Annotated in this window: 15 protein-coding genes; 3 read left to right on the forward strand and 12 right to left on the reverse strand. The window is 64.8% G+C overall.

Annotated elements, in window-relative coordinates; all coding sequences use genetic code 11:
• Window positions 1-1248: Hsp70 family protein (locus K675_RS0117355; protein WP_017904761.1), on the reverse strand; the 1248-nt coding region annotated here is incomplete at its 3' end.
• A 301-nt stretch (window positions 1249-1549) separates the two neighbouring features.
• Between K675_RS0117355 and K675_RS0117360 the strand changes: the two genes are divergently transcribed.
• Window positions 1550-2497, forward strand: coding sequence for a DnaJ C-terminal domain-containing protein (locus K675_RS0117360; protein ID WP_017904762.1), 948 nt, complete (start codon window positions 1550-1552; stop codon window positions 2495-2497).
• Between the two features lie 2 nt (window positions 2498-2499).
• Window positions 2500-2805: a chaperone modulator CbpM gene (locus K675_RS0117365; RefSeq protein ID WP_017904763.1), complete on the forward strand. Its 306-nt coding sequence runs from the start codon at window positions 2500-2502 to the stop codon at window positions 2803-2805.
• A gap of 237 nt (window positions 2806-3042) precedes the next feature.
• On the opposite strand, the gene ureC is transcribed toward K675_RS0117365, so the two are convergent.
• The 11 genes from ureC to urtA form a co-directional block, all read right to left on the reverse strand.
• Window positions 3043-4743 carry an urease subunit alpha gene (gene ureC, locus K675_RS0117370; RefSeq protein ID WP_017904764.1) on the reverse strand — a complete coding sequence of 567 codons (1701 nt, stop codon included), beginning with the start codon at window positions 4741-4743 and terminating at the stop codon, window positions 3043-3045.
• A gap of 184 nt (window positions 4744-4927) precedes the next feature.
• The gene (locus tag K675_RS0117375; protein ID WP_017904765.1) at window positions 4928-5236 is read right to left on the reverse strand and encodes an urease subunit beta; all 309 of its coding nucleotides are present in this window, start codon (window positions 5234-5236) and stop codon (window positions 4928-4930) included.
• Window positions 5233-5766, reverse strand: a complete 534-nt coding sequence (locus K675_RS0117380; protein WP_017904766.1) for a GNAT family N-acetyltransferase — start codon at window positions 5764-5766, stop codon at window positions 5233-5235. Before K675_RS0117380 ends, K675_RS0117375 begins: the two co-directional genes overlap by 4 nt.
• A gap of 4 nt (window positions 5767-5770) precedes the next feature.
• Window positions 5771-6304: a GNAT family N-acetyltransferase gene (locus tag K675_RS0117385; protein ID WP_017904767.1), complete on the reverse strand. Its 534-nt coding sequence runs from the start codon at window positions 6302-6304 to the stop codon at window positions 5771-5773.
• Window positions 6305-6312: 8 nt separating this feature from the next.
• Window positions 6313-6615 carry an urease subunit gamma gene (gene ureA / locus K675_RS0117390; protein WP_007937143.1) on the reverse strand — a complete coding sequence of 101 codons (303 nt, stop codon included), beginning with the start codon at window positions 6613-6615 and terminating at the stop codon, window positions 6313-6315.
• A gap of 52 nt (window positions 6616-6667) precedes the next feature.
• Window positions 6668-7507: an urease accessory protein UreD gene (locus K675_RS0117395; RefSeq protein ID WP_017904768.1), complete on the reverse strand. Its 840-nt coding sequence runs from the start codon at window positions 7505-7507 to the stop codon at window positions 6668-6670.
• Between the two features lie 30 nt (window positions 7508-7537).
• Window positions 7538-8236, reverse strand: coding sequence for an urea ABC transporter ATP-binding subunit UrtE (urtE, locus tag K675_RS0117400; protein ID WP_017904769.1), 699 nt, complete (start codon window positions 8234-8236; stop codon window positions 7538-7540).
• Between the two features lie 126 nt (window positions 8237-8362).
• A complete protein-coding gene (gene urtD, locus K675_RS0117405; RefSeq protein ID WP_017904770.1) occupies window positions 8363-9214 on the reverse strand; it encodes an urea ABC transporter ATP-binding protein UrtD in 852 nt (283 codons plus the stop codon).
• On the reverse strand, window positions 9211-10290 hold the full coding sequence (urtC, locus tag K675_RS0117410; protein WP_017904771.1) for an urea ABC transporter permease subunit UrtC: 1080 nt from the start codon (window positions 10288-10290) through the stop codon (window positions 9211-9213). Before urtC ends, urtD begins: the two co-directional genes overlap by 4 nt.
• The gene (gene urtB / locus K675_RS0117415; RefSeq protein ID WP_037006723.1) at window positions 10290-11798 is read right to left on the reverse strand and encodes an urea ABC transporter permease subunit UrtB; all 1509 of its coding nucleotides are present in this window, start codon (window positions 11796-11798) and stop codon (window positions 10290-10292) included. Before urtB ends, urtC begins: the two co-directional genes overlap by 1 nt.
• A 235-nt stretch (window positions 11799-12033) precedes the next feature.
• Window positions 12034-13299 carry an urea ABC transporter substrate-binding protein gene (urtA, locus tag K675_RS0117420; RefSeq protein WP_017904773.1) on the reverse strand — a complete coding sequence of 422 codons (1266 nt, stop codon included), beginning with the start codon at window positions 13297-13299 and terminating at the stop codon, window positions 12034-12036.
• Between the two features lie 149 nt (window positions 13300-13448).
• Between urtA and K675_RS33680 the strand changes: the two genes are divergently transcribed.
• On the forward strand, window positions 13449-13648 hold a 200-nt coding region (locus K675_RS33680), incomplete at its 3' end, for a hypothetical protein (RefSeq protein WP_026145289.1).

Consider the following 13648-nt stretch of genomic DNA (forward strand, 5'->3'; position numbering starts at 1 on the left):
CGCGTCGATCGCCAGGCCGCTGCCGATGCTGCCGAAGATGTTACCTTCGACATGGCGGGCGTTCGGCAGCATCGCCGCGACGCTCTGGCGCAGGGCCGGGATACCACTCGAACCGCCGGTGAAGAACACCGTGTCGACCTGCTCGACGGCCACCCCGGCCGTGCCGAGGATCTGCGTGACGCTCTGGCGAATCCGCTCCAGCAGGTTGTCGATCGACGACTCGAACAGGGCGCGGCTCAGGTCCACGCTCAGGCCCGCCTCGATGCGATCCAGCGGCACATGGCGGTTCTCGGCATGGGTCAGCTGGATCTTCGTCTCCTCGACCTCCATCGCCAGCCAGTGCCCGGCGCGCTGCTCGATCAGCTTGAACAGGCGGTCGATGCCCACGGTGTCCTCGATGTCGTAGCGCATGCTGCCCAGGGCCAGCTGGGACTTCTGCGAGTACACCGAGTTGATGGTGTGCCAGGTCGCCAGGTTCATGTGGTGGCTGGTGGGCATGAAGGCGCCGCTCTTCATCCGGCTGCCATAGCCGAACAGCGGCATCACGCCCTGCAGGCTCAACTGCTTGTCGAAGTCGGTACCGCCGACATGCACGCCGCCGGTGGCGAGGATGTCCTCGTGGCGGTCGTCCAGGCCCCGACGCTCCGGCGACAGGCGCACCAGCGAGAAGTCCGAGGTACCGCCGCCGATGTCGACGATCAGCACCAACTCCTCGCGCTCGATGCTCGACTCGTAGTCGAAGGCCGCGGCGATCGGTTCGTACTGGAAGGACACGTCCTTGAAGCCGATCTTCTTCGCCACTTCCACCAGAGTGTCCTCGGCCTCCTGGTCGGCAACCGGGTCGTCATCGACGAAAAACACCGGGCGACCCAGCACCACCTGGTCGAACTCCCGACCGGCGGTCGCTTCCAGGCGGCCCTTCAACTGACCGATGAACATCCCCAGCAGGTCCTTGAACGGCAGGGCGGTGCCCAGCACGCTGGTGTCGTGCTTGATCAGCTTGGAGCCCAGCAGGCTCTTGAGCGAGCGCATCAGGCGGCCTTCGTAACCTTCCAGATACTCGTGCAGGGCCAGCCGGCCGTAGACCGGACGGCGTTCCTCGATATTGAAGAAGACCACCGAAGGCAGGGTGATCTTGTCGTCCTCCAGTGCGATCAGCGTTTCCAGGCCGGGGCGCAGCCAGCCGACCGTGGAGTTGGACGTGCCGAAGTCGATGCCGCAGGCACGGGCCGCAGAGGCGTCTTTCATGTCTTTCGAGTTCCGGTGAAAAAACGGCCGCGCAGTGTATGCCAGTCGAGCGCGGAATCGAAGGCCGGTTATCCGCCCAATCGTGCATTTGATGACTTGAAAGGTGCGCGATTGCACCCAAACTTGCTGTCACTGGTTCGTGTTGTGTATCGGCGATGACAAGAAATCGCCGGCACGGCCGATAAACTTCGCAAGCCCCGCCCAGTCACAGCCTTGAGAACGGTCAATGTCTACTGCACCGAAAGGCGCATGCTGTGTCCTGCCGAGCGGCGCGATATCGATAATGCAGGGTGATCCCTAGATGGACTTCAAAGACTACTACAAGATCCTGGGTGTCGAGCCTACGGCGGATGACAAGGCGATCAAGGCCGCGTACCGCAAGCTGGCGCGCAAGTACCACCCGGATGTCAGCAAGGAAAAGGATGCCGAAGCCAAGTTCAAGGATGCCTCGGAAGCCTATGAAGCGCTGAAAAGCGCCGACAAGCGCGCCGAGTACGACGAACTGCGCAAATACGGCCAGCACGGCCAGCCGTTCCAGGGCCCGCCGGGCTGGCAGGGGCGTGGCGGTGGTGCCGGGTTTGGCGGTGGTGGTGATTTTTCGGATTTCTTCAGTTCGATCTTCGGCTCGCGCGGTGCCGGATTTGGTGGCGGACAATCAGGTCGCAGCGCCGGCCGGCGAGGGCAGGACGTGGAAATGGAATTACCGATCTTTCTGGAAGAAAGCCTGTCGAACGAGTCGAAGAAGGTCACCTTCCAGGTGCCGCAGTACAACGCGGCCGGCCAGCATGTGAGCAATACCAGCAAGAGCCTGAACGTGAAAATCCCGGCCGGGGTGACCGACGGCGAGCGCATCCGCCTCAAGGGCCAGGGTGCACCGGGTGTCGGTGGCGGGGCCAATGGCGACCTGTACCTGACCATTCGTTTCGCACCTCACCCCAAATTCGATGTCGAAGGGGAGAACCTGATCATCACGTTGCCGCTGGCACCGTGGGAGTTGGCGCTGGGGACCGAAGTGGCGGTCCCGACATTGACAGGTAAAATCAATCTGAAGGTGCCCGCCGGCAGCCAGAACGGCCAGCGCATGCGGGCCAAGGGCCATGGCCTGCTGAACAAGGCCGGGCAGCGCGGTTATCTGTTCGTGCAACTCAAGGCGGTCATGCCCAGGCACAGCGACGACGCGGTGAAGGCGTTGTGGCAGGAGCTGGCGAAGAAGGCCGCATTCGACCCGAGAGAACAATGGAGTAGTTGATCATGAGTCCTGCCCTGAGCGTTCAACTGGATATGCAAGCCTTCTGCGAGGCGTCCGACCTGCCGGTCGCCTGTGTGATCGAAATCGTCGAACACGGCATCCTTGAACCTCTGGGCCGCTCACCGGACGCGTGGCGTTTTCTCGACCATGAGCTGCCGATCGCCCGGCGTGCGGCGAAGCTGCATGATGACTTGGAACTGGAGTGGCAGGGCGTCGCCCTGGCGCTGGAGCTGTTGGGCGAAGTCCGCCAATTGCGCGCGGAGAACCAGATGCTGCGCCAGCGCTTGCAGCGTTTCGTCCACGATTGAGCGGTGGGGCCCTTCGCGGATAAACCGGGACGCCGGACCGCCGGCTCCCACAGTGCCAGCGTCGTTCGCAGGATTCATGCACGGCGCGAGCGCTTGTGGGAGCCAACTGTCTTTACTCCCCTACCGATAAGCGGCAGAGCAGGCTCCCAGGAAACGGCAGGCACCGCAGAACCGTGGGAGCCGGATTTATCCGCGAATAGGCCCTTGAGTCCTACGCGGAGCCGGAGCGGCCTGGTGTCAGAACAGGAAGTAACGCTGCGCCATCGGCAGCACCTCCGCCGGCTCGCACCACAACAGCACGCCATCGGCCTTGACCTGGTAGGTCTGCGGGTCGACGTCGATCTGCGGCAGGTAGTCGTTGTGGATCAGGTCGGTTTTCTGCACGTCGCGACAGCCCTTGACCACCGCAATCTGTTTCTTCAACCCAAGCTTTTCGGGCAACCCCGCTTCCAGCGCCGCCTGGCTGATGAAGGTCAGACTGGTGGCATGCCGTGAGCCGCCGAAACTGGCGAACATCGGTCGGTAGTGCACCGGCTGTGGCGTCGGGATCGAGGCATTGGCGTCACCCATCAGGCTGGCGGCAATCGCGCCGCCCTTGAGGATCAGCGTCGGCTTGACGCCGAAGAAGGCCGGGCGCCAGAGCACCAGGTCGGCCCACTTGCCCACTTCGATGGAGCCGACCTCGTGGCTGATGCCATGGGTGATCGCCGGGTTGATGGTGTACTTGGCGATGTAGCGCTTGACCCGGAAGTTGCTGTTGCCCTCGCCGTCGCCCGGCAACGGCCCGCGCTGTTTCTTCATCTTGTCGGCGGTCTGCCAGGTGCGAGTGATCACTTCGCCGACCCGGCCCATGGCCTGGCTGTCGGAACTGATCATCGAGAACGCGCCGAGGTCGTGCAGGATGTCCTCGGCGGCGATGGTCTCGCGACGGATGCGACTCTCGGCGAAGGCCACGTCCTCGGCGATGCTCGGGTCGAGGTGGTGGCAGACCATCAGCATGTCCAGGTGTTCGTCGATGGTGTTGCGGGTGAATGGTCGGGTCGGGTTGGTCGAGCTTGGCAGGACGTTGGCGAAACCGCAGGCCTTGATGATGTCCGGCGCATGACCGCCGCCGGCACCTTCGGTGTGGTAGGTGTGGATGGTGCGGCCCTTGAACGCGCCCAGGGTGGTTTCGACGAAACCGGACTCGTTGAGGGTGTCGGTGTGGATCGCCACCTGCACGTCGTACTGGTCGGCCACGCTCAGGCAGTTGTCGATCGACGCCGGGGTGGTGCCCCAGTCTTCGTGGAGTTTGAGGCCGATGGCGCCGGCCTTGACCTGCTCCACCAGCGGCTCCGGCAGGCTGGCGTTACCCTTGCCGGTCAGGCCGATGTTCATCGGGAAGGCATCGGCGGCCTGGAGCATGCGCGCCAGGTGCCAGGGGCCGGAGGTGCAGGTGGTGGCGTTGCTGCCGGTGGCCGGGCCGGTGCCGCCACCGATCATGGTGGTGACGCCGCTCATCAGCGCCTCTTCGATCTGCTGCGGGCAGATGAAGTGGATGTGGGTGTCGATGCCGCCGGCGGTGAGGATCATGCCTTCGCCGGCGATCACCTCGGTGCTGGCGCCGATGGCGATGGTCACGTCGGGCTGGATGTCCGGGTTGCCGGCCTTGCCGATGGCGGCGATGCGACCGTCCTTGAGGCCGACGTCGGCCTTGACGATGCCCCAGTGGTCGATGATCAGGGCATTGGTGATCAGGGTGTCGACCACTTCGGCTGCCAGCAACTGGCCCTGGCCCATGCCGTCGCGTATCACCTTGCCGCCGCCGAACTTCACTTCCTCGCCGTAGGTGGTGAAGTCCTTTTCCACCTCGATCCACAGCTCGGTATCCGCCAGGCGGACCTTGTCGCCGACGGTGGGGCCGAACATGTCGGCGTAGGCTTGTCTGGAAATCTTCATTGGGTTTCCCTGAGCGCAAAATGGAAGCATGTGCGGTCTAGTGTGGCGAGGGGGCTTGCCCCCGTTGGGGGGCGCAGCGCCCCTAAAAGCCGCCACCTCGTTCTATCAAATACAATGCGTTCTATGATTCGACGACTGCTTCGCAGCCGAACGGGGGCAAGCCCCCTCGCCACCATGAACAGTGTCAATCAAGGTTACCCATGACCCGGCCGGCGAAACCGAACACCCGGCGCAGTCCGGCGAGTTCCACCAGCTCGACTTCGCGGCTCTGCCCCGGTTCGAAGCGCACCGCGGTGCCGGCCGGGATGTTCAGGCGCATGCCACGGCTGGCGGCACGGTCGAAGCTCAGGGCGTCGTTGGTTTCGAAGAAGTGGTAGTGGGAGCCGACCTGGATTGGCCGGTCGCCGCTGTTGGCCACGCTCAGGCTGATGGTGCGGCGACCGGCATTGAGCTCGATGTCGCCAGGCTGGATCTGATATTCACCAGGAATCATTCGGGTCGTCCCAGGGTCTTGAAGTAAATGGCGGTCGGGTGGTGCTGCCCATCGGGCGTGGTGCAGTAGTCTGGCAGTTCGCCGACCCGGTGGTAGCCGAGGGCGCGGTAGAAGGCTTCGGCATCGGAGCCGGCCTGGGTGTCGAGGTACAGCAGGCCGCGCCGGTGCTCGCGGGCAGCCTGTTCCACGGCCTGCATCAGTTGCTGGCCCAGGCCATGACGGCGCGCCTCGCCGCGCACCAGCAGCTTCTGCACTTCGGCGCGGTTCAGGCCGTTGGGTTTCTGGCACAGCTGCAGTTGCACGCTGGCCAGTACCCGTTCATCGCGGACCACCACCCAGAGCAGCAGGCCGCCGTTGTCCAGGGCCGCCTGCACGCCGTCGAAATAGGCACGCGCCTGGCCTGCATCGAGGTCGGCCATGAAGCCTACCGAGGCACCGTGCTCAACGGCATCGAGCAACAGTTCGATCAGCCCCTGGCGGTAATGCGCAAAGCTTTCGTGGGTCACGCGACGCAGTTGGGCGGCGTTCATCGGCTTACTCCTTGGCGATGACGGGCGGCAGGGCGCCCGGGTTCAGGCACAGTTGCATGAAGGTCAGGTCCAGCCAGCGGCCGAACTTGACGCCCACCTGGGGCATCTGGCCGGTGGTGACGAAGCCCTGGCGTTCATGCAGGCGAATCGAAGCGCTGTTACCACTTTCGATGGCGGCAACCATCACGTGCTTGCCGCCCTCCCGCGCGCGTTCGATCAGTGCGCTCATCAGCCTGGGCCCCAGGCCGTTGCCGCGCTGGTCGTTGCGCACGTACACCGAGTGTTCGACGGTGTGGCGGAAGCCCTCGAAGGGCCGCCAGTCGCCAAAGGAAGCGTAGCCGAGCACGCTGTCGGCGTTGTCGACGATCACCAGGATCGGGTAGCCCTGGGCCTGGCGGGCGCTGAACCAGGCCTGACGGTTGCCGAGGTCCACCGGTTGCTCGTTCCAGATCGCCGTGGTGTTGAGCACCGCGTCGTTGTAGATGTCGCGAATGGCCGGCAGGTCGGCGTGCAGGGCATCGCGGATAACGTAGGACATGGATGGCCTCAGGCGATCGGTTGGTGGACGGTGACCAGCTTGGTGCCATCGGGGAAGGTCGCTTCGACCTGGATCTCCGGGATCATTTCCGGGATGCCTTCCATCACCTGTTCGCGGCTGAGCAGGGTCGTGCCGTAGTGCATCAGTTCGGCCACCGTCTGGCCGTCGCGGGCGCCTTCGAGCAGCGCGGCCGAGATGTAGGCCATGGCTTCCGGATAATTGAGTTTCACCCCGCGGGCCAGGCGCCGTTCGGCGACCAGACCGGCGGTGAAAATCAGCAGTTTGTCTTTTTCGCGGGGAGTCAGGTCCATGGTTCGCAGATCCGTGGGCAGGCAGTTGAAAGGCGCAAGTCGAAAAGAAAATTCATGTGTTCCAGATCCTCGGTGGCACCGCCTCGCGACCCAGCAGGGCCGGGCGTAGCAGCCGCCATAGTTCGATCAGCCAGGCCCGGGCGTGCAGGGCCTGCGCGGCCAGGCAGCGGGCCACCAGCAGGCCGGGGAGCTGGCTGAGATCGCCGCGTACCGGCGTCGACAGGTTGCGGCAACGTTCGAGCAGCTCACTGTCGATTTCGCCGGTGACCAGCAGTGTGGCGAACACCGGCTGGCCGTCGAGCCCGATCGGCGAGTCCAGCAACCCGTCGTTGCCGAGGATACGCTGGCGTTCGTGCCAGAGCGGCTTGCCGTCGCGGCGGATATCCAGGTGCGACTGGAAGTACCCGAGGTCGAAGCGCTCGCCGCTGGCCGGTCGGCCGAGGGCGACGATGTCCCAGTAGAACAGCCGGGCATCGCCTTCCAGGTCGATCCGGGTGTCGAGCTCGGCCTGGGCCGCGCTGAACACGATGGTTTCCTGGGGCAGCCATTCCAGGGTGGCGCCGACACCGACCCGCAACTGCAGGCTCTGGCAGGCGGGGCCGTTGGCGCGGTACCACTTGGCGGCGCCGGGGCTGGTCAACTGTGCCCAGGCATCGCGTTCGACGCTGGCGCTGATGTCCAGCCGGTCGCCGCCGGCGATCCCGCCAGGCGGGTGGACGATGATGTGCTGGCAGACTTCCGGGCCTTCGGCATACAGGTGCTTCTGTACCCGCAGCGGGCCCAGGTGGCGGCGGCGCGTCGGCCGGGTGGTGTCGCCGAAGCGGGCGTAGCCCAGTTCCAGCTCGGCGTGCCAGCTGGGCGTGAACAGGGCGTGGGTGGCAGATGAAGTCATGATGATCGATTATTGTCCGGACGCTACAGGTTAGATCGTAACCAACCCGCGTACACCCTCGGTTTCCATATTTTCTCCGCGCCCCTGCTGGATGATCTCGCCCCGGGACATCACCAGGTACTGGTCGGCCAACTCGGCGGCAAAGTCGTAGAACTGCTCCACCAGCAGGATCGCCATGTCGCCGCGGGCCGCCAGTTTGCGGATCACGGCGCCGATCTCCTTGATCACCGATGGCTGGATACCCTCGGTCGGTTCATCGAGGATCAGCAGCCGTGGACGGCTCGCCAGTGCCCGGCCGATCGCCAGCTGTTGCTGCTGGCCGCCGGAGAGGTCGCCGCCGCGCCGGTGTTTCATCTGCTGCAGGACCGGGAACAGTTCATAGATGAACCCCGGAACTTCCCGGGCCTGCGAGGCGGGAAAGCGCGACAGGCCCATCAGCAGGTTTTCCTCCACGGTCAGCCGACCGAAGATCTCCCGGCCCTGGGGCACGTAGGCGATCCCGGCGTGCACCCGCTGGTGCGGCTTGAAGCCGGTGATGGCGTTGCCCTCCCAGTTGACGCTGCCTTCGCGGGTGGGCAGCAGGCCCATCAGGCACTTGAGCAGGGTGGTCTTGCCCACGCCGTTGCGTCCGAGCAGGCAGGTGATTTCACCGATTTTCACATCGAACGACAGGCCGCGCAGGATGTGGCTACCGCCGTAGTATTGGTGCAGCGTGTCGACTTGCAGCATGCTCAGTTTCCCCACTCTGTCTTGTCTTGCATCGCCCCTTGTAGGCGCGTGGCTTGCCCGCGAAGCTTTTAGCGATCGTCAGGACGCCTTCGCGGGCAAGCCCGGCTCCTACAGGGGCGCGTCGTGTCAGCGGCCGAGGTAGACCTCGATGACGCGCTCGTTTTCCTGCACCTGTGCCAGCGAGCCTTCGGCCAGCACACTGCCCTGGTGCAGCACGGTCACGTGGTCGGCGATCGAGCCGACGAAGCCCATGTCGTGCTCGACCACCATCAGCGAATGCTTGCCGGCCAGGCTCTTGAACAGCTCGGCGGTGAACTCGGTCTCGGCATCGGTCATGCCGGCCACCGGCTCGTCGAGCAGCAGCAACTGCGGGTCCTGCATCAGCAACATGCCGATTTCCAGGAACTGCTTCTGGCCGTGCGACAAAAGCCCGGCCGGGCGGTTGACCGAAGTCGTCAGGCGAATGGTCTCCAGGACCTGGGCGATCGCGTCCCGCTGCTCGCCCGTCAGGCGCGCGCGCAGGCTGGCCCAGACCGACTTGTCGGTCTTCTGTGCCAGCTCCAGGTTCTCGAACACACTCAGGGCCTCGAATACCGTGGGCTTCTGGAACTTGCGACCGATCCCGGCCTGGGCGATCCGCACTTCGCTCATCTGCGTCAGGTCCAGGGTTTCGCCGAACCAGGCCTTGCCCTGGCCGGGCCGGGTCTTGCCGGTGATCACGTCCATCAGGGTGGTCTTGCCGGCACCGTTGGGACCGATGATGCAGCGCAGTTCGCCGACGCCGATGTACAGGTTGAGGTCGTTCAGCGCCTTGAAACCATCGAAGCTGACGCTGATGTCTTCCAGCGTCAGGATGGTGCCGTGGCGGGTGTTGAGCCCCTTGCCGGCAGCCTGGCCGAGACCGATGGCGTCGCGGCCGCTGCCGGCATCGAGGGCGGTCGGTTCGAGCATGAACTCGGCGGTCGGTGTGATTCTCATGCCTCACCCCTTTTCTTCAACAGGCCGATCACACCCTTGGGCAGGTACAGGGTGACGACGATGAACAGCGCTCCGAGGAAGAACAGCCAGTACTCCGGGAAGGCCACGGTGAACCAGCTCTTCATGCCGTTGACCAGGCCGGCGCCGAGCAACGGGCCGACCAGCGTGCCGCGCCCGCCGAGGGCAACCCAGACGGCGGCCTCGATGGAGTTGGTCGGTGACATCTCGCTGGGGTTGATGATCCCCACTTGGGGGACGTACAGCGCGCCGGCCAGGCCGCACAGCACCGCACTCAGGACCCAGACGAACAGCTTGAAGCCGCGAGGGTCGTAGCCGCAGAACATCAGCCGGTTCTCCGCATCGCGCAAGGCGGTCAGCACCCGGCCGAACTTGCTGCGCGCCAGTCGCCAGCCGCTGTACAGGCTGGCCAGCAACAGCAATACGGTGGCGAGGAACAGCGCGGCGCGGGTGCCCGGTTCGGTGATGCCGAAACCGAGGATACTGCGGAAGTTGGTAAAGCCGTTGTTGCCGCCGAAGCCGGTCTCGTTGCGAAAGAACAGCAGCATCGCGGCGAAGGTCAGGGCCTGGGTCATGATCGAGAAATACACGCCCTTGATCCGCGAACGGAAGGCGAAGAAGCCGAACACCAGCGCCAGCAGTCCCGGTGCCAGCACCACCAGGCACAAGGCCCAGAGGAAGTGGTTGGTGCCGGTCCAGTACCAGGGCAGTTCGCTCCACGACAGGAAGGTCATGAACGCCGGCAACTGGTCGCCGGAGGCTTCGCGCATCAGGTACATGCCCATGGCGTAGCCGCCCAGGGCGAAGAACAGGCCGTGTCCCAGGGACAACAGCCCGGCGTAGCCCCAGACCAGGTCGAGGGCCAGGGCGACGATGGCATAGCAGAGAATCTTGCCCACCAGGGTCAGGGTGTAGGCCGAAACCTGCAGCGGGCTCTGCGCCGGCAGCAATGACAGCAGCGGCAATGCCAGCAACAGGACCAGGAGCAGGCCGCCGATGACGATGGTCAGGCGCGGGCCGGCCTTTTGTGTGGCGCTCAACAGCAGGGGCTGGTTCATCAGTCGATCACCCGTCCTTTCAGTGCGAAGAGCCCTTGCGGACGTTTCTGGATAAACAGAATGATCAGCGCGAGGATCAGGATCTTGCCCAGCACCGCGCCGATCTGTGGTTCGAGGATCTTGTTGGCGACCCCCAGGCCGAACGCGGCGGTGACGCTGCCGGCCAGCTGACCGACGCCACCGAGCACCACCACCAGGAACGAGTCGATGATGTAGCTCTGGCCGAGGTCGGGGCCGACGTTGCCGATCTGGCTCAGGGCCACGCCGCCGAGGCCGGCGATGCCCGAGCCGAGGCCGAAGGCGAGCATGTCCACGCGGCCGGTGGGCACGCCGCAGCAGGCGGCCATGTTGCGGTTCTGGGTGACGGCGCGCACGTTGAGGCCGAGGCGGGTGCGGTTCAGCAGCAGCCAGGTCAGCACCACCACGAACAGTGCGAAGGCAATGATCACCAGGCGGCTATAGGGCAGCACGAGGTTGGGCAGGACCTGGACTCCGCCGGACAGCCAGCTCGGGTTGGCGACCTCCACGTTCTGTGCACCGAACAACAGGCGTATCAACTGGATCAGCATCAGGCTGATACCCCAGGTGGCGAGCAGGGTTTCCAGCGGCCGGCCGTAGAGGTGGCGGATCACCGTGCGCTCAAGGGCCATGCCGAGGCTCGCGGTGACGAAGAACGCCACCGGCAGCGCCAGCAGCGGGTAGTAGTCGAGGGCCTGCGGCATGAAACGCTGGAACAGCAGTTGCACCCCGTAGGTGGCGTAGGCCCCGATCATCAGCATCTCGCCGTGAGCCATGTTGATCACCCCGAGCAGGCCGAAGGTGATCGCCAGGCCCAGGGCCGCCAGCAGCAGGATCGAGCCCAGCGACAGGCCACTGAAGGCTTGGCCGAGCATTTCGCCCAGCATCAGCTTGCGCTTGACCTGGGCCAGGCTGGTCTCGGCGGCGGTGTGCACATTGGCATCGGTTTCGACGCCGGGTTGCAGCAGATCCTCGAGGCGGGTGCGGGCCAGCGGGTCGCCGCTGGCGCCGAGCAGGCGCACGGCGGCCAGGCGTACGCCGGGATCCGGGTCGACCAGTTGCAGGTTGGCCAGGGCCAGGCTCAGGGCGGCGTGCACGTCGGCGTCGGTTTCCCCGGCCAGTTGCCGGTCGAGGAAGGGCCGTTGCGCGGGCTTGGCGCTCTTCTGCAACTGCAGGGCGGCGCCGAGGCGCACCTTGGCGTCGGCGGCGAGCAGTTGCTGGGCGGCGACCGCGTTATCGATCAGGCCGCGCAGGCGGTTGTTCAGGCGCAGGGGCCTGGTTTCGCCGTTGAGCGTCAGTTGGCCGCTGTGCAGGGCGTCGATCAGTTCGATGCGCTCAGGCGCGGGGTGCGCGGCCCAGCCTTCCAGCAGGGCCGCCTGTTGGTTGGGGGAAGCGGCGACGAAGTCTTCGGCATCGCCGGCCTGGGCGGCCATCGGTAACAACAGCGCGAGGGCGAAAACGAAGAAAAGACGATGAAGGACAGTGGGCATATCAATGGCCTTGCGCATGGAAAACACGAACTGGAGGTGGTCGCAGTTCCTGTGGCGAGCGGGCATTTGTGGCGAGGGGGCTTGCCCCCGTTGGGCTGCGAAGCGGCCCTAAAGCCGGATAACTCGGTGTCGCAGACAGACCGAGCACTCTGACTTTACGACTGCTTCGCAGCCGAGCGGGGGCAAGCCCCCTCGCCACAGGGACCGGCCCGCTTTCGGCGGGCCGCCCCTCCACTCAGTTGCTCTTCACCGCATAGTCCGGCTTCTTGTCGTTGCCCGGGATGAACGGGCTCCACGGCTGGGCACGAATCGGCCCCTCGGTCTGCCAGACCACGTTGAACTGACCGTCCGGCTGGATCTCGCCGATCATCACCGGCTTGTGCAGGTGGTGGTTGGTCTTGTCCATGGTCAGGGTGTAGCCCGACGGCGCGGCGAAGGTCTGGCCGGCGAGGGCTTCGCGGACCTTGTCGACATCGGTGGACTTGGCCTTTTCCACCGCCTGGGCCCACATGTGGATGCCGACATAGGTGGCTTCCATCGGGTCGTTGGTCACCGCCTTGTCGGCGCCCGGCAGGTTTTTCTTCTTGGCGTAGGCCTTCCAGTCGGCGACGAACTTCTGGTTCACCGGGTTGTTCACCGATTCGAAGTAGTTCCACGCCGCGAGGTTACCGACCAACGGCTTGGTGTCGATGCCGCGCAGTTCCTCCTCGCCGACGGAGAAGGCCACCACCGGTACCTCGGTGGCCTTCAGGCCCTGGTTGGCCAGTTCCTTGTAGAACGGCACGTTGGAGTCACCGTTGACGGTGGAGATCACCGCGGTCTTGCCGCCAGCGGAGAACTTCTTGATGTTGGCGACGATGGTCTGGTAGTCGGCATGGCCGAACGGGGTGTAGACCTCTTCGATGTCCTTGTCCGCCACGCCCTTGGAATGCAGGAACGCGCGCAGGATCTTGTTGGTGGTGCGTGGGTAGACGTAGTCGGTGCCGAGCAGGAAGAAGCGCTTGGCGCTGCCACCGTCTTCGCTCATCAGGTACTCCACCGCCGGGATCGCCTGCTGGTTCGGCGCGGCGCCGGTGTAGAAGACGTTCGGCGACATCTCTTCGCCTTCATACTGCACCGGGTAGAACAGCAGGCCGTTGAGTTCCTCGAACACCGGCAGCACCGATTTGCGCGACACCGAGGTCCAGCAGCCGAACACCACCGCGACCTTGTCCTGGGTCAGCAACTGGCGGCTCTTCTCGGCGAACAGCGGCCAGTTGGAAGCCGGGTCGACCACCACCGGTTCGAGCATCTTGCCGTTGACCCCGCCCTTGGCGTTGATCTCGTCGATGGTCATCAGCGCCATGTCCTTGAGCGAGGTCTCGGAGATCGCCATGGTCCCGGACAGCGAGTGCAGGATACCGACCTTGATGGTCTCGGCGGCCTGCACGGTCCAGGTCATGCCCATGGCGGCAATCGATGCCGACAGGGTGAAAGCCTTGATCAAACTACGACGCTTCATGGTGCGATCTCCAGGGTCTCGATTTTTTTTGGGTTGGCGGATGCAGATGCTGACAGGCGTTTGCAAGGGCTGTGCCGAGTCGGGAAAAGGCCGGAACAGAGCGGTTCGGTGGGGTGCTGGTCTGAACAGTCGCACCAGGTGGGGGCGGATTGATCGATGTGGTGCGCGCGAAGCGCCAGGTTGGTGCTCGGGGTCGTTATCGCGTGGTGTTCATCGCCAGCAAGCCGGCTCCCACAGGCACCATGAAATCGTGGAAGCCGGCTTGCTGGCGACAGCGCCCTTACCGGCGCCGCATCAATCCGATGAAGAACACCCCGCCAATGGCGGCGGTGGCCACACCGATCGGCAG

The organism is Pseudomonas fuscovaginae SE-1, from assembly GCF_000364705.1.
GTDB lineage: Bacteria > Pseudomonadota > Gammaproteobacteria > Pseudomonadales > Pseudomonadaceae > Aquipseudomonas > Aquipseudomonas fuscovaginae_A.